Annotated in this window: 24 protein-coding genes; 17 read left to right on the forward strand and 7 right to left on the reverse strand. The window is 61.1% G+C overall.

What is annotated here, in order from left to right:
* The 4 genes from KBX18_RS11095 to KBX18_RS11925 form a co-directional block, all read right to left on the reverse strand.
* The coding region (locus tag KBX18_RS11095) for a cutinase family protein (RefSeq protein ID WP_255996173.1) at positions 1-1253 on the reverse strand (1253 nt) is incomplete at its 3' end.
* Positions 1254-1271: 18 nt separating this feature from the next.
* The gene (locus tag KBX18_RS11100) at positions 1272-1967 is read right to left on the reverse strand and encodes a hypothetical protein (RefSeq protein ID WP_255996174.1); all 696 of its coding nucleotides are present in this window, start codon (positions 1965-1967) and stop codon (positions 1272-1274) included.
* Positions 1968-1994: 27 nt separating this feature from the next.
* Positions 1995-3269, reverse strand: a complete 1275-nt coding sequence (locus KBX18_RS11105; protein ID WP_255996175.1) for a hypothetical protein — start codon at positions 3267-3269, stop codon at positions 1995-1997.
* Between the two features lie 124 nt (positions 3270-3393).
* Positions 3394-3771, reverse strand: a complete 378-nt coding sequence (locus KBX18_RS11925; protein ID WP_370687251.1) for a WhiB family transcriptional regulator — start codon at positions 3769-3771, stop codon at positions 3394-3396.
* A 901-nt stretch (positions 3772-4672) separates the two neighbouring features.
* Here KBX18_RS11925 and KBX18_RS11110 point away from each other — a divergent pair.
* The 8 genes from KBX18_RS11110 to KBX18_RS11145 all read left to right on the forward strand — a co-directional run bounded on the left by KBX18_RS11110 (position 4673) and on the right by KBX18_RS11145 (position 15400).
* Entirely contained in the window at positions 4673-4909 is a 237-nt protein-coding gene (locus KBX18_RS11110) for a hypothetical protein (protein WP_255996176.1), read from the forward strand.
* A gap of 22 nt (positions 4910-4931) precedes the next feature.
* On the forward strand, positions 4932-5522 hold the full coding sequence (locus KBX18_RS11115) for a ParA family protein (protein ID WP_255996177.1): 591 nt from the start codon (positions 4932-4934) through the stop codon (positions 5520-5522).
* Positions 5523-5983: 461 nt separating this feature from the next.
* Entirely contained in the window at positions 5984-6556 is a 573-nt protein-coding gene (locus KBX18_RS11120; protein WP_255996178.1) for a hypothetical protein, read from the forward strand.
* A gap of 233 nt (positions 6557-6789) precedes the next feature.
* On the forward strand, positions 6790-12021 hold the full coding sequence (locus KBX18_RS11125; protein WP_255996179.1) for an SNF2-related protein: 5232 nt from the start codon (positions 6790-6792) through the stop codon (positions 12019-12021).
* Positions 12022-12313: 292 nt separating this feature from the next.
* On the forward strand, positions 12314-12523 hold the full coding sequence (locus tag KBX18_RS11130; protein WP_255996180.1) for a hypothetical protein: 210 nt from the start codon (positions 12314-12316) through the stop codon (positions 12521-12523).
* A 577-nt stretch (positions 12524-13100) separates the two neighbouring features.
* Positions 13101-13820 carry a recombinase family protein gene (locus KBX18_RS11135; protein ID WP_370687252.1) on the forward strand — a complete coding sequence of 240 codons (720 nt, stop codon included), beginning with the start codon at positions 13101-13103 and terminating at the stop codon, positions 13818-13820.
* The gene (locus tag KBX18_RS11140) at positions 13820-14116 is read left to right on the forward strand and encodes a hypothetical protein (protein ID WP_255996181.1); all 297 of its coding nucleotides are present in this window, start codon (positions 13820-13822) and stop codon (positions 14114-14116) included. The genes KBX18_RS11135 and KBX18_RS11140 overlap by 1 nt, the downstream gene beginning before the upstream one ends.
* A 321-nt stretch (positions 14117-14437) precedes the next feature.
* A complete protein-coding gene (locus KBX18_RS11145; protein ID WP_255996182.1) occupies positions 14438-15400 on the forward strand; it encodes a replication protein RepA in 963 nt (320 codons plus the stop codon).
* A gap of 583 nt (positions 15401-15983) precedes the next feature.
* On the opposite strand, the gene KBX18_RS11150 is transcribed toward KBX18_RS11145, so the two are convergent.
* Positions 15984-16376 carry a hypothetical protein gene (locus KBX18_RS11150; RefSeq protein WP_255996183.1) on the reverse strand — a complete coding sequence of 131 codons (393 nt, stop codon included), beginning with the start codon at positions 16374-16376 and terminating at the stop codon, positions 15984-15986.
* A gap of 309 nt (positions 16377-16685) precedes the next feature.
* On the opposite strand from KBX18_RS11150, the gene KBX18_RS11155 reads away from it, so the two are divergent.
* The 8 genes from KBX18_RS11155 to KBX18_RS11190 all read left to right on the forward strand — a co-directional run bounded on the left by KBX18_RS11155 (position 16686) and on the right by KBX18_RS11190 (position 19410).
* Entirely contained in the window at positions 16686-17015 is a 330-nt protein-coding gene (locus tag KBX18_RS11155) for a hypothetical protein (RefSeq protein ID WP_255996184.1), read from the forward strand.
* A 106-nt stretch (positions 17016-17121) separates the two neighbouring features.
* Positions 17122-17388 (forward strand): hypothetical protein, encoded by a 267-nt coding sequence (locus KBX18_RS11160; protein ID WP_255996185.1) that lies wholly within the window; start codon positions 17122-17124, stop codon positions 17386-17388.
* A 53-nt stretch (positions 17389-17441) separates the two neighbouring features.
* On the forward strand, positions 17442-17762 hold the full coding sequence (locus tag KBX18_RS11165) for a hypothetical protein (protein WP_255996186.1): 321 nt from the start codon (positions 17442-17444) through the stop codon (positions 17760-17762).
* Positions 17743-17898 (forward strand): hypothetical protein, encoded by a 156-nt coding sequence (locus tag KBX18_RS11170; RefSeq protein ID WP_255996187.1) that lies wholly within the window; start codon positions 17743-17745, stop codon positions 17896-17898. The genes KBX18_RS11165 and KBX18_RS11170 overlap by 20 nt, the downstream gene beginning before the upstream one ends.
* A gap of 2 nt (positions 17899-17900) precedes the next feature.
* The gene (locus KBX18_RS11175; protein ID WP_255996188.1) at positions 17901-18134 is read left to right on the forward strand and encodes a hypothetical protein; all 234 of its coding nucleotides are present in this window, start codon (positions 17901-17903) and stop codon (positions 18132-18134) included.
* Between the two features lie 48 nt (positions 18135-18182).
* Entirely contained in the window at positions 18183-18512 is a 330-nt protein-coding gene (locus KBX18_RS11180) for a hypothetical protein (RefSeq protein WP_255996189.1), read from the forward strand.
* A 14-nt stretch (positions 18513-18526) separates the two neighbouring features.
* Positions 18527-18871, forward strand: coding sequence for a hypothetical protein (locus tag KBX18_RS11185; RefSeq protein WP_255996190.1), 345 nt, complete (start codon positions 18527-18529; stop codon positions 18869-18871).
* The gene (locus tag KBX18_RS11190) at positions 18868-19410 is read left to right on the forward strand and encodes a DnaB-like helicase N-terminal domain-containing protein (protein ID WP_255996191.1); all 543 of its coding nucleotides are present in this window, start codon (positions 18868-18870) and stop codon (positions 19408-19410) included. Before KBX18_RS11185 ends, KBX18_RS11190 begins: the two co-directional genes overlap by 4 nt.
* A gap of 99 nt (positions 19411-19509) precedes the next feature.
* Here KBX18_RS11190 and KBX18_RS11195 read toward each other — a convergent pair whose 3' ends face one another.
* Both KBX18_RS11195 and KBX18_RS11200 read right to left on the reverse strand, forming a co-directional pair.
* Positions 19510-20070: a hypothetical protein gene (locus KBX18_RS11195; RefSeq protein WP_255996192.1), complete on the reverse strand. Its 561-nt coding sequence runs from the start codon at positions 20068-20070 to the stop codon at positions 19510-19512.
* Positions 20067-20438 carry a hypothetical protein gene (locus tag KBX18_RS11200; protein ID WP_255996193.1) on the reverse strand — a complete coding sequence of 124 codons (372 nt, stop codon included), beginning with the start codon at positions 20436-20438 and terminating at the stop codon, positions 20067-20069. The genes KBX18_RS11195 and KBX18_RS11200 overlap by 4 nt, the downstream gene beginning before the upstream one ends.
* A gap of 126 nt (positions 20439-20564) precedes the next feature.
* Between KBX18_RS11200 and mobF the strand changes: the two genes are divergently transcribed.
* Positions 20565-23921 (forward strand): MobF family relaxase (mobF, locus tag KBX18_RS11205; protein WP_255996194.1); only part of this gene is annotated, 3357 nt, incomplete at its 3' end.

Below are 23921 nucleotides of genomic sequence, written 5' to 3' on the forward strand. Positions count from 1 at the left end.
TGACGCAAAACATGCTCCGGAGCTTTGCCCTCGGTGCCCTCAGCAGTGTTGGCCACAACGGTGCGAAGCGGAGTGTCAGCCGGCAGAGCACAGGTCGTATCACCTTCTGCACACCACGACACCGTGCGATCTGCAACGCTGCCATAGTCACTGTCACCGGTTGCTTCAACATCCTCACGCACCGTGGCCACGCCTGCACCAGGAGCTTGTTCCGCGTCCCAGGTTTGCTGAGCGCCGGCAGGCGCATCCGCGCCGTTGGCCACGACGGGCTGATCCTCAGCGCGCGACGGGTCTGCAAACAGGCTCACGCCAAGCACCTTGTCTGCAGGGAAGACCTCGCCGGCGCCGATGCGCCTAGAAACGGTCGACGCCGCATGGGCACCCTGGCCGACGCCAAGCAGCACTACCTTCGTGTTCGGGCAGGTGCTGTCGATGTCTGCGAGCACCGCTTCAACATCCGCCGCCGCGTTACTGATGGACTCATCGTAGGCAGGAACCGTGTCCGGCCCGGTCACACCAGGAAGATACGCGCGGGTATCGTCGGTGGACTCCACCTCAATGATGGTGCGACCCACACTCGGAGCTTTCGCCGCAGACGTTGTGGTCGTCGCGGCAGTGGCCGAGGTCTGGGCGGTGGTTGACGTCTGATCCGAGGACTTTTGCGTCGACTCCTTGTCCTCTGGTTCGTCTGCGGCAGCGGACGTCGTGGTGTCTGCATCCCATACAGACGGTTTCCAATCACCGCTGGCACTGGCCGTGGGTGCTACTTCGTCTTCAGCTTCTGCGTCTCCCCAGACATCCGGTTTCCAGTCACCATTGCTGCCGGGCGTGGTTTCGTCCGCGTCTCCCCAGACGTCGGAATTCGAGTCGCTCCCCTTCTCCGACGTCGCGGAGGTAGAGGTCTTGGCCGGGGCGCTAAACCCGCCGTCAAGATCGGCATCGCTGGTGGAGTCGTCGTTAGCGGATGCGAGCACCGGAGCAGCCACAGTGCTCAGAAAGCCCGCGTCCGACTGACCGAGGGCAGAATCATTGACGTCGTTAATAGCGATCATCTGGACCGCAGGACAGCGAGCGTCCCCTGTTCGCTGCTCAGTCGTCTGCTGTTCGGTCATTTCCTGTTCAGTTGTCTGCTGTTGAGTTGTTTGCTGCTCGGTCGTTTCCTTCTCCGTCGTCTGCGCGAGCGCAGCTACAGGGTTCATACCCGCGCACACGACGAGGGCGATAGTGCTGAATGAAACTACTTTGCGCTTCATTGCATTTCCTTTCTAAGATCACCGAATCTCGATGTCATCAATGAGCCACGTGCCGTCTGCGTCTTGCGTGCCCGTCACGGTCTGCTTAAAAACTTGCGATGAGTTATCTGCGTACGTCACCATCACGTCGACGTCGACGTGATCGTCTTCAACCGGCCCCATCACCGCGCACCACGACGAACCGTCTGGTGCCCCCTCGGCAAGAATCTGCTCCCAGTCCTGATCGCGAAGCCACGAACTCTCCGTAAGGTGGTCCGTCAGGCTGGTGTCCCGGTCGTAATACTTCTCCTGCCACTGCGCCACGACCCCACGAAGGGACGCATCAGCGGTGGATAACGTGGTCTCGTCGTCTTCCGGCTCGCACTGGCCTGCAACGGCCACCTGCTCATCGGGATTCGAGGCCGCTTCCACAGAAGCGGTCTCCTCCTCACCCTCTGCTGCCTGCACAGCCGTGGTGTCTTCCCCACCGTCTGCTGCGACGTCACTGCTCGCGCTAGCGGTCGAGAGATACCACAGTGTCGCTACGACGATGCCCACAGCAAGGGCGAAAGCACCGACAAGGACAACAGTGTTGCGGTCGATGGTCACTGCACCTCCGCGCGCACGCTTCGGCTCACGCTTAGGCGGTTGTTCTTCTCCCTCTTCCGAAAACCGCTCCCCGTCCTCGGCGCTGGCAGGCGGTCGCTGCTCGATGTCGTCAAACCACGAACTCATAGTTCCCCTTACCGGTGCTCTCCCCCACTACTGCACATCGAGCCAGGTCGTTACCTGACCGATAGCGGTCTCGCTGACCTGCTCACCGCTCGGCAGCGACTCCAGGTGCGTATTGACTGCCGCCTGCGCCTGCTGCGCAGCCTGATCGATAGACTCGGCCACCTGCGGCGGAACGATCTCTTCGACTGCGGCAGGTGCCTGCACTTGAAATTCGGTGTCGCCTGCTTCAACACTGACCTGCTTGTCGACATGATCGACCGTGGCATTCACGGTCGTATCGGCCGCATTCGCGCTGAAAGTCGTGGCCTCTGGAGAAGCATCGAGCTCCACCTCAGCGTTGCCGTGCTCCCCCTCAACAGATGCTCCTGCACTGATGGTCTGATCCAGTGCGTTGTTGATCTGCTCCGGGGTGTCCTCGTCGTCTCCGTCAGGACCATCATCCGGCACCTGCGCGGGAGCGAGGTCGGACTTTTCCTCCTCACGGGTGATAGCGGCTTCTTCCCGGGTGGCGTCCTGGCGCACATCGCCATCTGTCTCTACCGCCGAGGCCACCTCAAAGCGCGCCTTCTCGTCGGCCTGGGTCGTGCGCACCGGCTGGGCTTCGTCCTCCTGCTCGATCCCCTGGGCGGATTCACGCACCGTCTGCGAGCCAGTCGTCTCGGACGCCTGCTCTGCCAGCGTCTGGCCGCCAGCGGACTCTGCGGGCGGCGCCGCCTCCTGCGCGGCGCTCGGTGCGGCGTCCTTATTCGACGCGTTGGAGTAGTTAGGTGCCGGCGCAGGGGCGCTTGGCTCTTGCCCGCGGACACTCGGCGTCGACGGCTTGTCCTCGGCAGCGGGCTGTGCCGGCGTAGCTGCGTTCGCATCTTCGGCCCGCACCTTCGGCACAGTGCCCTGATCCGTCACGTTGGAGTAGTTAGGTGCCGGCGCAGGGGCGCTTGGCTCTTGCCCGCGGACACTCGGCGTCGACGGCTTGCTCTCGGCAGCTGGCTGTGCCGCAGCCGTTTCAGGCTTTGCAGCGGCAGATGGCTTTGCTGCTGCCGAGGGCTTAGAGGCCGCGCTGTCTTTAGCAGGTTTCTGCGGTGCTTTTTCTGTCCCCGCCTGAGACGCAGACTCTTTGCTTTCGGCGTCCTTCTTCTCTGTCCGCGCCTGCTTATCGGTGCCTGGCTGGGCGGCTGGTTTGTCTGCCGGACGCACCGTTCCCGGCTGGGCGGGCTTCTCCGCGGCGAGAACGTGCCCCGGAAGAACGAGCGAGGACGACACCGCCACCGCCAAAGCGACCTTAACCTGCTTCTTAATGTCCATAGACCCTCTCCTTCGTGTTCTCTGCCCCGATTGTTATATGGCAGATCAACTGTTCTAAGTGTTGGCTGCTTTCTCACAACAGTCAAGCCCCACAGAGCTGGGAAGAAACCCTCTCTCTGCTGGGCTATACTGTCCGTCGCGCACCTACACTGCGCCCGTTCGCCCGCTTTCCAAGGAAGCGGGCGTTCGCGTTGTTTCCGGGTTCTACGCTTGATCCAATTCCGGTCGGACGAAATACCACACCCCCCCATACCCCCGACAGTCCGTTATCGGCAGCATACTGCGCGCAGAGTTCGCGCACCGGGCAGCCTTCGCAGATGCTCTCAGCCAGGGCACGACGTCTATGACGCTGACTGGTTGTCTCACCACTGACCGAGTAGTCCCAAAGACCCTCTGGCCAGAGTTCCGGTACCGCGCACAGGCCAGAGTCGGTGAGTTCGCGTGGCAAGGGGTCCGGAATGAAAAAGTAAGCTGCGGAATGGCGATCATGACCTACACTCATGACGTCATTGCTCCTTTCGGGTTGTGTGTTCGAGTTAGACCACGCGAGACACCACGACCACGACAGTCCTAGACGTGGTTGTCATCGGTACTCCGCATCGAGCACGGTGGTCTGAATGTGATGCCCGCCGGTCAGCGAGACATCAGGGCCGGCACTTATAGGGCGGCAGATCGTCTCCACATCGCGGCAACTCGTCGCACACAGGCCTACGCCGCTGATCACGATGCGCCCGCCTATTTCGCGCAGGCGACATCACGAGCCAAGCCTTGAACATCCGTTCGCCATGAGCTTGACTACGGCACTAGGAATCCCCGAAAATAAATACGACAACATCGACCGCCCAGTTGATTTGTCATCTTGTGCCCCTGTTTGCCGCAGGGGCACTTTCTTTTGTCACGTCATGGCGCCGCCCCCTTTGAGCAGTTGCTCCACCGCGCTCTCGGGAATCTGCCACCGGCCATTCGGCAAGCGCACCGCCCCCGGCACCAAACCCCTAACGCACCACTGCCGCACTGCTTGCGCAGACGGTGCGCCCGGCAGCCTCTCCCCCACTTCACGCGGAGACAGCCATCGTTCATGTTGTTCTTCATCACTTACTGCCACGTCCTTCGTTATACATTACCGATCCGACTCTTTCAACCGTTCTTTGCAATCGTTGCAACTGTTGCAATTTGTGCAATACGCACATATGTCGCCAGGTACGAACGGGCAGTTGGAGGTGACCTGCATAATTGGCAACCAACTAACCCTGTAGCCGTATCTACGGCTCGCCGTGTTACCGTACATACGGCTACCGTCTTGCCGTATTGCTGTATTGCTGTATCATCCAGCTGTGGAAGCCGTGATCGGTCTTTTCAGGGTTTCCACCCCCCCAAGAAACTCCCTTCCGGAAGGAGAAACGGTGAAGTCGCTCAGGGAAAAAAGGAACGCCGACCTGCAGCTCAAAAACGCTCTGCAGTGGAACGCTGACGACCCCGCGCTTAGTGGCCGGGCGGCCCCACTCGCACGCATTGTCAGCTCGCTTTCCACTGACTTCGACGTCCTTGACGGAAGCCACCATCAGGCGATCGCCGACGCATTGGTGGTCCACGAGGCGGAAAGCTACGCCCATCGCCTTGTTCGGCGCTCGCGGCAGTAAGCCAAAGACACACGAAAGGAACATGATGACTGTCATTGCCATCTCAAATTTGAAAGGCGGAACCGGAAAAACAACGTCCGCCATCTTGCTCGCAACCGCTTTCCACCGCCACGGCCGGTCTGTCACGGTTGTCGATCTTGACCCGCAGGGCAGCGCCACGGAGTGGGCCCAAATGGCCGAGGACGCCGGCGAGCCCTTGGCGTTTCCCGTGGTCCTTGGAAATGTCCACACCACAAAACACCTTCGAGAGACCACCGAGTTCACGATCCTCGACTGCCCGCCAGGAAACCCCACGCTTATCGACACAGCCATTGCCGTCGCCGACGTTGTCATCGTGCCGGTTCAGCCCTCTGGGATTGAGACCCAACGCATGTGGGATACCATCGACATCGCAGGCAAGGATAAGGCCGTTGTTCTTCTCACCAGCGTCCTGCTCAGCGCGAAGTCAACGGGCGCGTTAAAAGACGCGCTCCAGGAGGACGACATCAAAACGTTCCAAGGGGCGATCCCGCGCCGCGAGGAGATCCGCCGCTGGTACGGCCGCACCCCCACAGGAACACTGCACGGTTACGAGAGCATTGCGGAGCAGATTGTCGAGGCAGAGCGTGTCTAGCCCGTTCAGCCGACGAACCAATCGCGCCAAACCCGCCACCGCCCAGGATGTCCTTCAGACGCGTAGCACACCGAATAAGAAGCTCACCATTTTGATGGACCCCACGCTGCACAAGCGACTCCACATGCAGGCCCTGAGCGAGGACCGAACAATGACAGACATCATCACGACTCTCGTGCGCGAGTATCTCGAAGCGAACGCACCAGAAGAGCCCTCGTAAACAATACGGCTCTACGGCGCTCCGTAAAGCCGTATCAGCGGTTTTACGTTGCGCCGTATGTCCGTATCTCCACCTGTTGAAAGTAGCGTTTTAGAGTCCCGCGCTCACGAAGTTCCATACGATTAACAGCACACGACATGCTGGATCTACGGAGCGAGAGGCGAAATGGCGCGCAGGAGTCGGAAACGTGTAACCCCCAATGAAAACCAACTCAGCATTTTTGACCTGCTAGGAGAGACGAATGATTCATCGAGCGGACATTCAAGCGACACTGACGGCCTACGACCCGAGCACGACCGAGGAGCAGATCGAGCAGCTCTATCAGCAGATGACGCAGGCGTGGGAGGACCGCGCATCGGAGATCGAGACCGCGGCACTCTACGCCTACAAGGAGAGAACGGGGCAGTGGCCGGACGGGCCGCAGAGGGGCAGCCTCATCGCCCAGTCGAAGCAGCTGGCGACGGACCAGATCATGGGCGAGTACCTGGAGCCGCTGACGCAGGAGATCGTCGCCCGGCAGGCGGAACAGGACGAGGAGGACAGTCCTCACCTCCAGGCGCTGCGCGACCCGGACGGGTGGTGGAAGGACCCCGATCAGATTTACACCAGCCGGGAAGCGACGGACGCGGTGCGGGAACTGTGGGGCGACGAGCCACCTCGGTTCAGGATGCTGGCGGGAGCACTGCTGGAGCGACGCCTGTTTCTCGGCCTGCCGATCCCGAACAGCCCCGCACATCCCGACTACCTAGAGATCGAGGCGAAAGCGCGGTCGGCGCAGAAGTACTGGGACGAGCGGATCGCCGCCCGCCGATAAATCCCGCCACCTCCCTCGGGCGCAACATCCGCGCCCTGGAGGAGCTCACCTCTATTGGCGAGGACACCGACCCCGACGCTCTCACCGAGTCGCAGCGCGGTCTCCTTTCTCAGTGGCAGTCATGGGGATCTCTTGCAGATGTATTTGACGAGCGCAACGACCGCTACGCGCGCGAGCGCGACTACCTGCAACAGCTACTCTCCCCTAGCGACTATCAAAATGCCCGGCGCACCGTGCTGTCGGCGTTTTTTACCGACGCCGACCTGACCCGCGCCATGTGGGCAGCGCTCGAACACGCCGGCTACCGTGGTGGGCCCGTGCTCGAACCTGGCTGCGGCAAAGGCACCTTCCTTTCCACTGCTCCGGAGGGCACGCGCGCTGTCGGTGTCGAGCTCGACCCCACAACCGCGCGCATTGCGGCACTTCTTAACCCGGGAGCGCAAATCAGGTCCGAGGACTTCACCGCCACTGATTTGCCCGACGACACGTTCACCGCCACCATCGGCAACGTCCCCTTTGCCCAGTACGCGCCCTACGATCCGGCGCGTAACCCGCACGGTCTCAGCCTGCACAACTACGTGATCTCGAAGTCCATTGACCTGACTAAACCGGGCGGTTACGTCGCAGTTGTCACCAGCACCGGTACCGCCGACGGCAAGGGATCCAACGGTTTCGGACCCCGCGCCGCGATCACCGACCGCGCCGACTTCATCACGGGAGTGCGCCTGCCATCGGGCAAAAACGGCGCCTTTGCCGCCAACGCGGGAACCGAAGTCGCCACCGACGTTCTTATCTTCCGCGTCCGCGAAGACGACCAGGAACCAACTGAGCGCACCGAGGACTTCCTGACCACCACAGAGGTGGAGGTGGACGGGCAGACATTCCGTCTCAACAATTTCTTCGCCCAACACCCCGAAAACATTCTGGGGACACTTCGCGCCGCCACGGGACGCTACGGGGCGCAGCTGGCCATCGACGCCGACACCGCTACTGCCCTATCCGAGCAGGTACGCACCCGTCTCACCGCCGACATCGGCCAGGCCGCGAACGACGGTTACGGTCTCACCGCCGGCACCACCATCCCCGAGACAGTGAGCACCACCGGTCTGCTCGACACCGCCCGCGATGAAATGGAGGCCGTCGTCGGCACGCTGCGCTACGAACGCGTAGGTGACGCGCTGACGTTCGAGCAGAAGCAAAACACCGCCGGCACCACGCAATGGGTTGAGGTGCATCCCGCGAAGAAATACGCCGAACAGTGGGCACGCCTGATCGACATGCGCGACACCACCACCGCGCTGCTCACCGCGTGCCGCGACGAAAACACCGCCGACATCCACGCCCTGCGTGACCAGCTCAACGCCCAATACGACGCTTACGTCGAAACCCACGGTCCGATCAACCTGCACGACGTGCAGGAACCACGTAAAAAGTCCGAGGCACAGGTCAACAAGGCCTTCGCGGGGTTGGAGACGAAATGGCGCAAGGAAAACGCCATCGACGACCGCCCCTTCGAAGGTGAGCTGCCCAGCGAGGTCTACGACGAGCTGCTCGATCAAGCGCGCCAGCCGTCAAGGACAGCTACCATCAAACGCCGCCACCTTGAAGGTGCTCTCGCCGCCGACCCCTTCATGAATGCCGTCTATGCGCTGGAGCGCTACGACGAGGACACCAAGACCGCCACCAAGGGCCCGCTTTTTTCCACCAATCCCATCCGCACCGTGGTGCAGCCCGATAGTGCAGACAACCTCAGCGACGCGATGAAGATGCTCACCACAAGCGCCGCCGCGCTAACCGCCGAAAACCTGGCAAATCTTCTCGACGGCTACGACGCCGCCGCCGTCGAGAACGAATTGCAGCGCGAGGGCATCGCCTTCCGCGATCCGCAATCCCCCGAGGAGTGGATCCCGCGCCCGCGCTATCTCTCCGGAGCCGTGCGAACGAAACTGCGCGAAGCAGAATCTATCTCTGCCGACGACGCACGCTTCATCCCCAACATGGAGGCTTTGCGGACTGCGCAGCCGGAACGCATCACCGAAGGCATCACCATAAACCTTGGCGCAACGTGGATCCCCAAGGAGATCTACATCGACTTCATCGCCGAAACGTTCGAGATTGAGCAGTCCAAACGCAGCGAAATCGACGTCCAAAACGTCGGTGACTCCTGGTCCGTGGCACTTCCTAACACCTGGTGGCAAAAAACCGAGGTGGATACCCGTTTTGGACTCGCGGCAGCAAACGCCGACGGAGAATACAACTTCCGCTCCCGCGACAGGCGCATGCAGGGGTTATCCCACCACGGTGTCGCGCACCGGGGACGCAGCTCCGTGGTCTTTCCCGCCCGCGACGCGTTGGTCCACGCCATGAACTCGTCGAGCCCCCGGCTCAATTACTCCCTGCAGGCCCGCGAAAAACTCGAGGTTCCCGACCCCGAAAACAAAACAATACTCTACCCCGAGGCCACCCAGGCCGCGGGAAGGAAGTCCCGTGAGCTCTTCGAGCGCTTCTCCTCCTGGGCAAAAGAGGATCCCGCCCGCCACGAGAAACTCATCGAGGCCTACAACGACCAATTCAACAACGTTGTGGCTCCCGTCTATGACGGCAGTGAGCTGCAGTTTCCGGGCATGTCTGAGGGATACACCCCGTATCCGTACCAGCGTGATGCCGTCGAGCGCATGATTAATGAACCCGGTGTGCTGCTCAATCACGTCGTGGGCGCGGGCAAAACAGGCTCAATGGTCATGGGGGCAATGGAGCTCAAACGCCTCGGCAAAGTCAGAAAGCCCGCCCTGGTCGTGCCGAACCACCTAGTCGAACAGATTGCGCGTGAGGCCAACCAATGGTACCCGGGTGCGCGCGTCCTTTCCGGGGCCTCAGCCATCGGCGGAGGTGACGGGCGGCAACTCTTTGCGGCGCAGGCGGCGACCAACGACTGGGACCTGGTAGTTATTCCCGAATCCGTCTTCACCAGAATTCCTGTGTCCCCCGAGATCGAAGCGGACTATCTCCAAAACAAGATTGCTGGCCTGCGTCGTGACCTGGAGGCCCTGGAGGAAAGCTCCGGCGACCACAGCCGCACCGTCAAAGACATCGAGGACAGCTTATCCAAGATGCAGGTTGCCCACGAAAAGAAACTTGCCCAGGTGGGAACCGATACCGGCATCACGTTCGATCAGACCGGCATCGACTACCTCATCGTGGACGAAGCCCACGGGTACAAAAACCTCGCCCGCGTCTCCCCCAACCCCGAGCTGGCCGACAGTGGTGCCGCCAAAGCGACGGACATGGACATGAAAATCGACTGGTTGCGATCCCATAAGCGCCCCGGTTCTCCCGTGGTCACTTTCGCCACCGGCACCCCAATCAGCAACGCCATTGCCGAGCTCTGGGTGATGCAGCACTACCTGCGCCCCGACCTGCTCGATGAAGCCGGTATCTCGGGGGTCAACGCCTGGGCAAACAACTTCACCGAGGCCGTCACCGCCCTCGACTTCAGCTCCGGTGGGCGCATCACCGAGAAGACAAAAATTGCCCGCTATGTCAACGTCCGCGAGATCACCCTGATGAACTCCCCGTTCATGGATTTCGTAGACCGCAGCCAAATCCCGGTGACTCTGCCCTCCTTGCCCAATGGGGAGCCGACCGTGATTACTTTCGACCCCGGGCAGGAGGTCAAAGACCTCAGCCGCGACCTGATGTGGCGCGAAGAGCAGCTCCGCTTCGTGGACTCCTTCGTCGATAACCCGCTGAAACTGATCAACGACGGAAAGAAAGCCACGCTCGACCCGCGCCTCGCCAACCTCGACCACGACCCGGAGGTAGGGCGGTTAAAGACCGCTGCCGACACCATTGCCGAAGAGTGGCGCGCTAACCGCGAAAACGTCTACCTCGACCAACTCGGGGCGCAGTCACCCAACCGGGGCGGGTTACAGATCGTCTTCTGCGACAGGGGTGTCCCGTCGAGCGATCCCAACAAGTTCACCGTCTACGAGGCCCTCCGCGAGGAGCTCGTGGCACGCGGCATGGAGAAGTCACGCATCCGCTTCATCCATGAATGGGACGACCGCAAGCTGCAACTGTTCGACGACTGCAACAACGGCCACGTGGACGTGATTGTCGGAAACACCCCCAAGCTCTCCACCGGGGCGAACATCCAGGCACGGGCGGTTGCCCTGCATCACCTGGATGTGCCGTGGCGGCCGGCCGACATGGAGCAGCGCAACGGACGCATCGTGCGGCAGGGAAACCAGAACGCTGATGTGCGCGTCTACGAGTACATCTCCGCAGGCACCGCCGACGGTCACTCCTGGTCGCTCATCAAGAGCAAGCACGACTTCATCCAGCAGATATACAGGGGAGCGCTGGAGCACAACGAGCTCGCAGTCGACGACAACGACGACGACGTGCTGGCACGCAACAAGTCGCTTGCTACGGGCAATCCCGACTTCGCCAAGGAAATCACTCTGAAGCGTGAGGTAGACGAACTTCAATCCAAGAAGACCGAGCACACGGCGCAGAAAGAATCCGCCGAGTTCTACCTGCGCTACAACCGGCAGGAACTTCCCCGGCTCCAGCAGCGTAAGGAAACGCTGGAGGCACTGGCCCCCTCCGCGAAAGCATGGGTGGAGGCCGACAGTGGCGAGAAGACATGGATCTTTGGCGGGGTCACCTACACCGACCGCAAGGAGGCCACCGACGCCATGACGGCACAACTAGCCGCTGTCTCCCGCACGCGCAGTACAGAGAAACAACCTATTGGTGTGATCGGGGGTGTTCCTCTCTTTGCCCACTACAGCTTCGATAACTCAGGGCTTGTCATCACCAGTCCCGCCGGACAGCACCCGAAACCCATCCCCGACAACCTCATCCGCGACGAACAGGTGCGCACCGCCGAGGAAAACGCGAACCTGCCGCAGTCACGCTCCGGCTTCCTCACCCGCATGGAGTCCTCCGTCAACGCCGTGGTCAACGCCCACGCCCGAGCAGAGGAAAACATCGAGAAGGTACGCCGCGAAATCACCCGCCTGGAAACCAGTAACGATCTGAGAGAATTCCCGGAACAAGCCGAACTGGAGGAAAAGACCGCGGATCTACACGCGGTCCAGGAACGTCTGCGCAGATTCAACAACTCGGCCGGGGAAAAGCGAGCTCGACACGAGTACATACAGCGCCTCGCCAGCAAGGGCCGCTCCCCCGGTTACAGCCTGGAACTCAACCCCACCAAATCGATGCTGGCGGCAGGGATTACCTATCACCCCAAATCCACACCCATCGTGAAGATGGACGGCACCGCAGAAGAGCAGGCATCTGCCTGGCAATCACACGAAATGACCTTGGCGCCCGAAAGAATGTCTCCGCAGCAGAGACTGCAGGCACAGCAGCGACTCCATATTGACACCCCACGTCAGGATGTCCAGCCTCATGATCCCTCGCAGACTCAAGAACAACCCTCCGAGCTGGAGTAACCCACCATGCCCTGCCACGCCGTATTGCCGTAACTCCAGTTCGCCGTATGCCCGGACCGCAACTCCGCCCATACGGCTCTACAGCGTTACGGCAATCCGGCTCGCAAGCGTTTATGCTGAGGCGCCACGAACGAACTTGAAGCGTAGGCACGCACTGCGTAATAGTACGCAGTGCGTTATACTGGGCCGTATACCTCGACCGAAAGGAACAACATGCAGACCTTCCACCTCACTTCGCCGCATGGCGAACAGTTCACGGGTACGTTGAGAGAAATCACCAATCAGCTGCTCGATGAATTCCACGCAACTCGCCAAGACGGCCCCGGCGAGGAATTCTATCCGCACGACTATTGACTATTGGAGCGCCCCGGGTTGCTTCTTGCTCGACGAGGGCGAGGTACCGCCGGCGAAGCCGGAGTACACCATCGGCACTGTTACCACCTTGGCGGCACGGACCTGGGACGTTCACAAAGGCGAAATTCAAATCAGCGAGGGGGAGTAGGTGAACGAGCAGGCGTCCATTGAGCCGATTGCCTCCCTCGACAGGGAGATCACGTCTGTTGAAGAGCAGTTATCCGGGATGAAAGAGCAGCGTAGCAGTTTAGTCCAGGACGCTGTCGGCAGTGGCGTGACGATGTACGCCATCGCTCAGGCGTGTAAGCGCAGCCCCTCTACGGTTCAGCGATGGGTACGATAAAGCACGACCACCATTAACCGGCCCAGGCCGGCACGGATACGACTTCCTTATAGTCAACACTCCGCCCCAGATAGTCACGGAAGACATCCTCGAATACACCACTTAAAAGCCCTGAAGACTGCTCTGCAACGCTGCGGCTTTATCCCTCCTCTCGCGAGCTGGGCATAAAAGCGGCCCGGTAACAGCTGCGGGGGTGAGCTGCTCGGGCCTGGCCACCACTTCGGGGGATGTGGAGGATGACCATTAGCCTACATACTTTCGCGGCCCTAGGCAGTACCCAGAAGTCACTCAAGGTGACACGCGTCACTGGTTTCGGATTGCGGCGAGTAAGCGCGCCCGCCCATAGTGTCTCTGCGAGTAGACCCGCGCGGACACTTTGCCCGTGAAGCCCTACCTCGTGTCGGACATGTCCGCTAAGGTCTGGAATATGCCTAACGCGACACATCTGTCAGCGGGTCAAGACCCTGCCGGACACTTACCGCCGATTTCTGGCCAGATCCTCGGCTACGCCCGCGTCAGTTCGGCAAGCCAAAATCTTGAGCGCCAGCGGGCAGCTCTTCATGATGCGGGGGTACAGAAACTGTGGGAAGACACAATCACCGGGGCCACCCGAGATCGACCCGCCCTCAATCAGGCACTCGACTACGCACGCGAGGGCGATCTTCTCGTCGTCGTGAGCATGGATAGACTCGCCCGCTCGGTACCTGACTTGCACTCAATCGTTTCCACCCTCACTGATCGGGGAGTAGCGGTGAAGTTCCTCAAGGAGAACCAGACCTACACGGCAAACAGCGACCCGACGAGCCGGTTCATGCTCAGTATCCTCGGTGCCGTCGCCCAGCTGGAGCGCGAGCTGATCCGAGAGCGACAGGCCGATGGAATTGCTGCCGCAAAAGCCAGGGGAGTCTATGAACGCAAACCGATCCTCACGCCCGACCAAGTCGCCCAGGCCCGCGAGATGGTCAGCGCCGGAGTCCCCAAGGCGGTCGTTGCCCGGCGCTTCGAGATAGCGCGTAGCACCTTGTACAAGTACCTCACCGACGATGCCGACCCGACCAACGAAGTGCATAACCCCGATCACCGGAGAAAGGACGAGAGGTAATGCTCACTACCGCCAACATCGCCACCGCCATATTCGCCCTTGCTGCGCTCGGCATCATCCGCAGGCAAGTACAGGCCAATGGCCTGTTCGCCGGCCTCATCTTCAGCGTCGTGCCGATCATGGGACTGCTAATTACATTCGCCGTACTCTTTCTCTTCGGGACCGCCTTGTCCCTGGCCGCCAACGAGTTCGCAGACCAGCAAGACAAGCCGCACGTAGAGCAGGGCACCTTCTACGACAACCCAGGTGACGCCCTGAATTCACAGAATCCAATGAGTAGTACTTCGACGCCGTAGCCACCCCTTACGGTTACCCGTATCGTCGTATAGCCGTATATACGGCTCTCCGTATTCTTTGGAGTGGTTGTGTCGGCGACCTGCATTATGTTGTAGTGTAATTACACAGATGTTCTTTGCATCGATAGTTTCTGATCTGATTTCAGGCAGCGCCCGATCATGCCGGGGCAGAAACACTCCGTAAACAGGCGGACCCCCCGCCGAGTTGGTAGCTCATATGGCGGGGGGCACAACACCAGCAACTGGCGTTTGCATATAACTTTAGCAACACCCGTGTGCAAAAGCTAGTCGGCTGGGCGACCTTTGAAAGGACTTCCCATAATGCACGACACGCCACGGGACGAACCCCTCGACGAACTAAGCGCTCGCATCGAGGCCGACGTTGAGTTCATGCAGACCCACGGCATAGCCGAGCGCTACGCGTTCACCAGCGCGATCTTCACCAAGGCGACCTTCCCGCACAGCGCAAAAGGAGCAGAAAGCGGCAGGCTCACCCTCACCAACGGACACATGACCGTCACCATGACGAACATGGCAGGTGGCGCACTCCCTTACGGCCACTACGCCAGGCTGATCATGTTCTGGCTCACCCGCGAAGCCTGCCAGCGCTACAACGACCCGAACATCCCCGACCTAGCAATGAAGCGCACAATCCCACTCGGGCGCAGCGCGCACCGGATCATGCACGAGATGGGAATCCTCAAGCCCGGGCAGCGCGCAGACAGCAGGCGGTACACAGCCCTCCATGCACAACTAGAGAGCATTGCTAATACCGCGATCCACACCCGCATCGATCTCACCACGACGCAGGGCAGCGGAACCCGCACGAAGAACTCGCTTGTCGCGGACGAGACGTACTTCTGGTGGGAACGTGGCGATGACTCAGGCGACCTCCACAACCATTCCTACATCGTGCTGTCCGAAGACTTCTTCACCGAACTCGCCACCCATGCGGTTCCCCTCGACGCCATTCACATCGCCAAGCTCTACCGCTCACCCCTGGCGCTCGACCTCTACTCCTGGGCAGCACACCGCATCCACACCCACAGCGGGCATACCCGCGTGACTTGGCAGCAACTCAAAGGCCAAATCGGCACAAGCTACCCAGACACAGATCGGGGAATACGCGACTTCCGTTCTAAAGTCAGGAAAGCCATCGAACGCATCGCAGAGGCATGGCCCGAATCAGGAATCAAAGAGTGGGAAAACGGGGTTATGCTCACTGGCAAAACCACTCCGGTAGATCCCAAGCTGCTCCCGCCACCGAGCGAACCTCGCTTCTAACAACACGTCAATCCCCACGGCTCCGCCGTGGGTTTTTTCGCGCCCTGAGCATCACCGCAACTTCGTGAGTTGGGTCGCGCAACTTCGTGAGTTGGGTCGCGCAACTTCGTGAGTTGGGTCGCGCAACTTCGTGAGTTGGGTCGCGCAACTTCGCCTATATCGGCTGGTAAAAGCAGATAAATGGCAGTTCCCCTATAGAATCCTTTATCTCCTCTACCCCTTTAACAACCCTCTAGGTTGGCAGGAGATCAAAGCAAGCGGTATCCGCGGGTTGCTGTCCGAAAAAAGCTCCCGCCCTCGCTTCGCTCGGTTGGGCTGAATTAGAGGGGTACCGTAGACAAGTGGTCACTCCGGTGGTGGTGGAGGTGCTAGTCGTTACGCAGAGCGCCAAAACAGGCGAGGGGCACCGAGGGCAAAGAGGGGAAGGAAAAGAGCACACCGGCACAAAGACGGAGAAGTGTGGCCGGGGCGACAGCACGGTGCGAGACGGGCACCAAGGACACAGAGGAGCGCGGAGAGCGAGCGCAGACAACGGTGACCACCAGGAGCGAGGTGCCCAGGAGCCGCTAGTACGCGGGTATGGCTACATGCCCCGAATCTGCTCGATACGCTGGCGGGAAAGACCGGCAGCAGCAGCAACGTCCTTGACACGCGCACCAGCGGCTAGAGCAGCCTTGATCGCGGTGTTGCGCTGATCTTCGAGCGTGGCAAGTGTTTGCTGAGCGTGCTCGATTTCCGGCTGAATGTCCTCGACGCGCTCTAACTCGCGCTGGCCAAGGTCGCCGGCCTTTTGCGCTTGCGCAACCGATTCCATGAGGAACGCGGCATCTTCTGCGTCAATGTTATCGGGGTCAATGGTGCGCTGGTCGGCGGTTTCCACCTGCTTTAGGTAAATGAGTAGAGCGTCCTCGGCGGCTTTATCAGTAATGTCGCACCGTCCTGCCGTGCGGATAGCGAGAGTGTGCAGGTCTGTCATGGTGTCCTCCTTGATTATCGGGTTCACCCCTATTCTATGCTATCCGGCTAGTAAATGCAAGCGCACTAGCGACAGCTAGCCGGGTAGGTGGGCCTGCGGGCGGGTACGGCCGTATGTGCGTATAGCCGCCGACCCGACCGGCGAACACCTTACCCGGATGTGACCAACCCCACATCCTTAAAAGTTGGCACCAACTTTGATACTGGTTATACTGGGTATCAGTACCGCACATGAGGTACAGACCGATGCCGAGACGGGCGGAACAGCCCCCGGCAGCACGCAATCACCACCGGAAAGGATGGTCTCATCATGGCCACCGCAAGCACTTCCACCCCGACCATCGTCCACAAGCGCCGGCGCCGCACCGACAAAGGCGAACGGCACTTCCTCTGTGTCGATGGGCGCGACGTCCGGGTCAGGCTGGAAACGCTGATCTACGTCGAATTTGATTACAACGCCAAGACGCACGGCCCCGTGTTCAACACCGACTGCATGGGCACGATCTACCGCTACAGCGACCGCGAGTGGTCAGACGAGCGCAAGACGTTCTTCTATCCGCTGGCTACGCCCGATGAAGCGGAACTGTTCAACGCGATTGTCGACGAGGTTGCCAACCACAGCGATCTGCTGCGCAACTAGCGACCTGGGGGAGGGGCGCGCATTCCCGGCTAATCACGCACACCACCACACCACCGACGCCGAGACGGGCGACACAGCCCCCGGCACCACACCAGAAAGGCCCGCCATGGCTACATGGAAGTACGAGTTCATCAACCCGATCACCCGCAGCCTGCATTTCGCAGAGGGCGGCTTTGTGTCCTACGCACGAGCGCTGGCCTGGGCGCAGCACGCGCTGGCAGTCGACCACCGCTGGGCAGACGATGAAGTCGTCCAGGACGGCATGTACTCCGCACTGCACCAGCGACCCGAGATCGAGTTCGATCTGCGACTTGTCCCCGGCGACACAGGGCAACAGCCAATCGCGTTGCGCGTGACCCAAGAACTCTACTAACTACCCGCCCTGCCGGCGCTCAGTCTCCGGCAGGGCGACGCCAAGGAGCTGACATGATCTCGCCAATCGACCCCCACTCCAAGCACGCCGCAGAAGCCGTGGATCGCCTCGTATGGGCAATTGATCGCAGATGGAGTGCAAGCGCGGAATACCTGCGCGCCTGTGCAGATGACCCCGACGCCGACCCCACTCGCGCACAGGAGGCCTACGAGGATGTGCGAGACGCGCTCGATGCCCTGGCCGACGTCCAGAGCGCGGCAGCGACGCGCATCCTTGCGATCCTAGAAGAGCACAACCCTCGCGCGCTGCCCGCTCTCGCGCAAGCGCTACGCCAACTTGCGGCACCAGCGCCACATGTACGCGGCAACCACTAGGACAGGCACCCGCCCGCCGGCAGGTGGGGGAGAGTTGCACTGGTACCGGGCAGGAGCAGATGTATCCTCGCGCACGACCGAGAAGATGCGCGACCTCGGCCCCGTCACAGCGCTGGCAGCGAAGGAGGTCAAGTAGCCATGGCCGTCTTTGTGTGTCAGCGATGCGGGCAGGAAAGCCCGAGCGCGTATCTGCGCGAGATCAATCACGCCTTGATCCGTGGCCGGGATGTGTGCACGTCGCAACGCATTGCGCTCCAGCGCTTAGCCAACGCGATTGGGCGCCCGCACGATCTGTTCGAGCGCGCGGAGCGCGAAGCACGAGTGCAAGAGTTGAACTGCGAGCGCCAGGCGCGTGAGCGCGGACTGCTCTAACCCTGCCAGCGCGGTCAACACCGACAACCCACCCTGAAAGGACACCTCATGAGCGCACAGCCCGAGCCGCACCCGAATACGCACGAGCGCGATCAAGAGCGACGCGACTACGAGCGCCGCTACGAGCGCAGGTTTCGCAGATTCTCCGTGCGCCTGGACGATGATCTGAGCGAAGAGTTTGTCCAACGCCTCAACGAGCACAACCTTACGGTCAATTCAGTGTTGACCGCGCTGGCACTCGGGTGGGCGCGGACAAGCGACGCCGCCCGCGCCGCGCTGGCCGCGCAGATGCACACCACTCCCAAATCGGCACCGGCTACCGTCGAGGCCGTAGCCCAGGCGCTTGAACACCTCGCCACCCCGACCGACGACCACTAGACAGGAGTACAACCGTGTTCATTCACGGAGTCATCACCTACATTCCGACCCCCGACGAGCACGCCGAGAACGTTGCCAAGCAGCGCGACCGCCGACGCGGTGACGGCATGGTCGGTCTGGGCATCAAGAAAAAGACAGGCGGAAAGCCCACCTTCTTTCGCGTGGCTTTCACCAATGAGGGAGACGATGACCTCGCCGACTGGATCGTCGAGAACTACAGGACAGGCGATCTTGTGCGTGTTGAGGTCACCGATGAAAGTGTGCGTCTGGTGTGGGAACTTGATTCCATCGCCCGCACGTCTCCGGTGATTCGCGCTACCGGCATCGGCATCGAGGAATGGGACGGGCGGAAACCGTGAGCACCGCTGCTATCGAACCGCTGACTGGAGAGGTTGTCGAAGAAGCCGACGTAGCCGAGTACGACCCGCGCCACGACAGCGAAGCACTTCTGCTCTCTGCATTGCTGTGGGCCGGCCAACGCGGAGACTTATCTCCCGTGCGTCACGCGCTGGCCATCATCGAACCTGCCGACTTCTACCGCCCGCCCTACGCCAGAGTCTGCGCAATCATTGCCGAGCGAGCCGAACGTGACATCCCCACAGATTCCGCGTCCGTCATCGCCACCTTGAGCGCACAAGGCGCACGCAACGGCATGACTCGCCGTGACGCCACTGAACTCATGGCCACACTCCTTGGTCTACAGGCCAACGATCTCCTCGCTGCCGAGTACGCCCGCCAGGTGCTCTCCCTGTCGTACCGCCGCCAGTTCCAACGCATGGTCGCACGGCTCGCGCAGATCGCGCATGAGGCACCCGAAGAGGAACTCTTCGCCCACCTCGTCGAGTGCGGACGCCAACAACGCACGGCATGGCAGCGCTACTCAACGAAGCGAGACTGAACCCCACATCAAACCCTTACACAAGCAAACACCCCAGACCATGAAGTGGTCTGGGGTGTTTGCGTACTCTGCCTGCACACCCTACCGGCGTGCACCCGCTCAGGGGAATAGGGGCATCTGGCCATCACCTGGACTTGCTATCGCTTGGTGGAACGCCGCGGCGTCCCACCCGTTTTTGATCGCTGCCCGGATGCGCACGGAACGCTGCGCTCGATGCGTCGACACCGACGCCACACGGTTGCCGTCGTGTCGACCGTTGCGCACTGCGTAGCGCAAATTGTCCGACTGCGTGGATACGCGGACGTGGCCGGCGCCGACGCGCACGCACAATGGTTCGTTGCATTCGTGCTCGGCAACGACACGGCCTGTCAGATCGACTCCGTCGATAAGGAGCGCGAACCGGTGCGCCAGGACGGTGCGCTGACGGTTATCCCGCTGGAATGTGAAGCGCCCGTACCCATCTGGGCGCGAGATGGCGCCGACCCAGAACCAACACTGTGGCGAGCGCACGACCTTAGCCCAGAACCGCGCCACATCATCTTCATCTGGAAGGAGATCGGGATCACCGGACACACCGCGAGCTTTCCCCGGCATCGCGGGGGTTTCTTCGGCGGCGGGCATACCCGGCAGGGAAACGTCCCAGGGTTGCGCATTACTCACTCGTGCTGTTCACTGTGCTGCGCGTCGGTCCAGTGGCCCTCATCGCCAACCGGAGCATCCTCTGGTTGATCTTCGCGGTCATCGTCGCTGCTGTCATCGTTGTCATCGGTGCGGTCTAGCGCGAGGAGGCTGCGCAGATCTGCAGGCGTTAGCCCGAAGGTGTTGCGCATCCACGGCTGAGACTCGCCCAGCGCGTCTAGCTCTTGGAGCGATTCGGCGAACCGCGCACGCACCTCCTCGAACTCGCCTTGCGCGAGGAAGGCGCGCTGCGTGGCGGCTTGCACCTTCTGCTGTCTCTCGATCTGCTCAGCCAGCGCCCGCATCGCCAACTCGCGCGCCTGCTGCTTCTTGCTCGTTCGCTTCGTCATGGCCTTGAATCTAGCGCCAGCACACGCCGCTGGCCATGCCTTCCTCAGTGTCTTGCGCCACTGAGAGCCACACACAGTAGGCACTTTTAGTGAGAATGGGAAATACGCACGCTAAGGTGGGAAACTATGATGTCGTTTCGCGCCGTTCATGCCGGTAGTGGATACCAGTATCTGCTGCGCTCGGTGGCGACGAACGATGCCTCAAGCTCGACGGTGGAGGAGGGAAAACTCTCCAACTACTACCAGGCAAAAGGAACTCCCGCAGGTCGTTGGATCGGCAAGGGCTTGCAGGGTTTGCAGTCGGAGACTGCTGCCATGGGCGTGGAAATTGAAGCCGACCAGATGGAGGCGCTCTACGGGCTGGGCTACCACCCAGATGCGCACCAGATGCTGCGAGAGGGGGTGAAGCTGGAGGACTGCAAGCTCGGCGGCAAGTTCCCGATCTACACCAACGAGATACCGGTTCTCGATGAGCTACGATCCGCCGAGCGCGCCCTGGTCAAAGAGACAGGACGGCTGCTTACCGTCGAAGAACGCTCCGATCTAGCGGTTTCCATTGGCCGAAAGCACTACGTTTCCGCCACCGGCTACGAATATTCCTCAGACAAAGACGTCATCGACTGGGTCAATCAGCAGCGCGATCAGGTCAAGCAGGCTGTTGCAGGTTTCGACTTGACGTTCTCGCCTGCCAAGAGCGTGTCTGTGCTCTGGGCGCTGGCCGATGAGCACACCGCAAGCAGAATCGCCGCGTGCCATCATGAAGCAGTCGCGGAAGTTTTGGCGTGGGCAGAAGAACATACCGTGCGCACACGGATGGGCGCGGGCGGGCTGGCGCAAGTGAAAACACGGGGGATCATCGCGAGCGAGTTCACGCACTTTGACACCCGTGCTGGCGACCCTGATCTGCACTCCCATGTGCTTGTGAGCAATAAAGTGCAAGGCCCGGACGGCAAGTGGAGGACGCTTGACTCTCGCGCCATGTTCAAGAATCACCAGACGTTATCCGCGCGCTATGACACCGTGCTCCAAGACATTCTCACGCGCAAGATGGGGTTGGCTTTTGAAGCAAGCCCGCGCGAGTCCGGCAAGGAACCTGTCTGGGAGGTCGCCGGAGTGCCGCAGGAGCTGATCGATCTTTTCTCAAAACGGCGCGCCTTGGCACGTCCGGTGTATGACCGCTTGGTTGCCGATTTCGTGGATCGTCACGGCCACCAGCCCGACAAGCGCACACAGATGCAGTTGTGGCAGGCGGCGATTCTCGATACCCGAGATGCCAAACGACCGGCTGAATCTCTCGCGACACTGCGCGCGGGTTGGCGTGATTCTGTAGACCGGCTCGATAACTCTCAGGCACTGCTGTCTGCGCTCAACGGTGTGCTCGATGGGCAGGGTCATGATCTTCGTCCCGAGTTCTTTGTCGGCGGTGACGTCTTTGAGCAGGATCTCGATGATCGGGCATCGGAGGTCATCGACCGCCTTGTGCAAAAGCGGTCGTACTTCGCGCGCCATCACATCACAGCTGCGGTCGGAAGCTACCTCAAAGGCTTCCGGTTCGATGACGAGGGTCAAAGCGACCGGGCGATGGACCTTTTGACCGAGCGCATTGTGGACTTCCACATGGTCGGCATCACCCCGCAGCGTGATCTTGTTCTGCCTGCGTCGATGCGCAACGAGGACGGCATGGCTGTTGATCATCACCTCGACTACGCCAAGTACACCACCCCTGAGATCTTGGCCCAGGAGGATGCCGTTCTTGCAGCCGTTTCAGAGCCGGTTGCCGTCTTTGCTGACTCTCAGGCAGTCTCTTCGGCGCTGACAAACTTTGAGGCCTCGCGCGGCTTCTCGCTCAATGCGGGACAGAGTGCCCTCGCGCAACATCTCGTCCAGTCAGGCACCTTGGTTGCGTGTGGTGTCGGGCCGGCAGGTACCGGCAAGACAACGGCAATGCAGGTCGCTGCCGATGCATGGGTCACCCAGGGACACTCCGTGATCGGTCTGGCACCGTCAGCCCAAGCAGCTGACGTGCTCGGTGATGAACTCGGCATCAATGCAAGCACCATTGATTCCTTGACGCATATCTGGCGCGGACGGCACCCCGTAAAGCCTGCGGGTGATCTCTCCGCGCTGCCGATTGATATTCAACCTGGCGACATGCTCCTGGTCGATGAAGCAGGCATGGCCACGACCGATAACCTTGCTGCGCTGACTGAAATCGCGCAGCAATCAGGCGCGGTGCTACGCCTGATCGGTGACCCAGAGCAGCTTGACGCCGTAGGGACGGGTGGTCTGTTCGCCACCATGTGCCGCTATAGCGATGCCGCTGAACTCACCGAGGTCATGCGCTTCGAGCATGGAAACGACACCGCCCAGGCAGACGCATCCTTGGCGCTTCGGCGCGGAGACACCGACGCGGTGGACTTCTACGATCAGCGCCACTGGTTGGCCGGTGGTACCCGCGAGACAATGCTGTCTCAGGCCGTAGAGAGCTATCTCGCTGACACCGAGCGCGGACGGAACTCGCTCATCGTGGCCACTACCAACACCGATGTCGATGCTCTCAATGAGATGATTCGCGCACACCGAATCGACCACGGCGAGGTCGATACGCACCGTGAGGTGGAACTGTCCCGCAACGACCGGGCCGGTGTCGGCGATGTGATCATCGCGCGTAAGAACGCGCGTCTTGCCAACCCGCATGATGCGGATGCCCCCGGCCCGCGCGTGATCAACGGCCAGATGTTCCGCATCACAGGCCTTAACGACGACGGATCTGTCACCGCAACGGACACCGCGACCGGCCACCTCTACTATCTGCCCGCCGACTATGTCGGTGCGAACACTCACCTTGGCTACGCCGCAACGGTGTACCGATCCCAGGGCGCAACGGTAGACACCACGCACGCTGTGGTGGATGCAGCGACAAGTCGTTCGTCACTCTATGTTGCGCTCACACGCGGTAAACATGAGAACCGCATCTACGCAGTGACAGACGATTTCCTTGATGAACTCGCCGAAGAAGGACACGAGCATTCCGCTGGCAACACACCGGGACTTAGCGCCCGCGATGTTGTCTGCCGGGCCATCGCGCGCGATAACCGGCAACGCTCTGCGACTGACATTCGCACCGAAGCTGAGCAGTACGCCACGAGCCGCGAACGGTTGGAGAAACTGTATCGCTACGGCCTGGACATGGCCACCGCGGATTTCATTGACCGTCAGCTCGACGGATGGTGGGACGCGCTTGATGCCGATGCCGCCGACACGCTCACTGATGAGGGCAGGCAGAAAGTGCGCGCCGCGTGGCGCGATGTTCTCGCACGCGGTGTCGACCCGCGTGATCTCATGCCGACCGCTGTGTTCAACCTCGGTGGCGCCGAAGAAGCTGGGGCGGTCATCGCCTGGCGGCTGCGCAACGAGGTCGACCTTACTGGGGCGAGGCCCGACGACGTTGGGCTACGGCCACCTGTCACGCGCGGAGCTGAC

Source organism: Corynebacterium sp. CCUG 69979 (genome assembly GCF_024454095.1).
GTDB classification, from domain to species: Bacteria; Actinomycetota; Actinomycetes; order Mycobacteriales; family Mycobacteriaceae; genus Corynebacterium; species Corynebacterium genitalium.

Excerpts from the sequence above, each read along its gene's own strand:
- KBX18_RS11100 (WP_255996174.1), bottom strand. The coding sequence starts at position 1,967 with ATGAGTTCGTGGTTTGACGACATCGAGCAGCGACCGCCTGCCAGCGCC.
- KBX18_RS11175 (WP_255996188.1), top strand. The coding sequence starts at position 17,901 with ATGGCCGTCTTTGTGTGTCAGCGATGCGGGCAGGAAAGCCCGAGCGCG.
- KBX18_RS11150 (WP_255996183.1), bottom strand. The coding sequence starts at position 16,376 with ATGACAGACCTGCACACTCTCGCTATCCGCACGGCAGGACGGTGCGAC.
- KBX18_RS11160 (WP_255996185.1), top strand. The coding sequence starts at position 17,122 with ATGGCTACATGGAAGTACGAGTTCATCAACCCGATCACCCGCAGCCTG.
- KBX18_RS11165 (WP_255996186.1), top strand. The coding sequence starts at position 17,442 with ATGATCTCGCCAATCGACCCCCACTCCAAGCACGCCGCAGAAGCCGTG.
- KBX18_RS11120 (WP_255996178.1), top strand. The coding sequence starts at position 5,984 with ATGATTCATCGAGCGGACATTCAAGCGACACTGACGGCCTACGACCCG.
- KBX18_RS11105 (WP_255996175.1), bottom strand. The coding sequence starts at position 3,269 with ATGGACATTAAGAAGCAGGTTAAGGTCGCTTTGGCGGTGGCGGTGTCG.
- KBX18_RS11130 (WP_255996180.1), top strand. The coding sequence starts at position 12,314 with ATGAATTCCACGCAACTCGCCAAGACGGCCCCGGCGAGGAATTCTATC.
- KBX18_RS11180 (WP_255996189.1), top strand. The coding sequence starts at position 18,183 with ATGAGCGCACAGCCCGAGCCGCACCCGAATACGCACGAGCGCGATCAA.
- KBX18_RS11155 (WP_255996184.1), top strand. The coding sequence starts at position 16,686 with ATGGCCACCGCAAGCACTTCCACCCCGACCATCGTCCACAAGCGCCGG.
- KBX18_RS11140 (WP_255996181.1), top strand. The coding sequence starts at position 13,820 with ATGCTCACTACCGCCAACATCGCCACCGCCATATTCGCCCTTGCTGCG.
- KBX18_RS11200 (WP_255996193.1), bottom strand. The coding sequence starts at position 20,438 with ATGACGAAGCGAACGAGCAAGAAGCAGCAGGCGCGCGAGTTGGCGATG.
- KBX18_RS11925 (WP_370687251.1), bottom strand. The coding sequence starts at position 3,771 with ATGAGTGTAGGTCATGATCGCCATTCCGCAGCTTACTTTTTCATTCCG.
- KBX18_RS11115 (WP_255996177.1), top strand. The coding sequence starts at position 4,932 with ATGATGACTGTCATTGCCATCTCAAATTTGAAAGGCGGAACCGGAAAA.
- KBX18_RS11170 (WP_255996187.1), top strand. The coding sequence starts at position 17,743 with ATGTACGCGGCAACCACTAGGACAGGCACCCGCCCGCCGGCAGGTGGG.
- KBX18_RS11145 (WP_255996182.1), top strand. The coding sequence starts at position 14,438 with ATGCACGACACGCCACGGGACGAACCCCTCGACGAACTAAGCGCTCGC.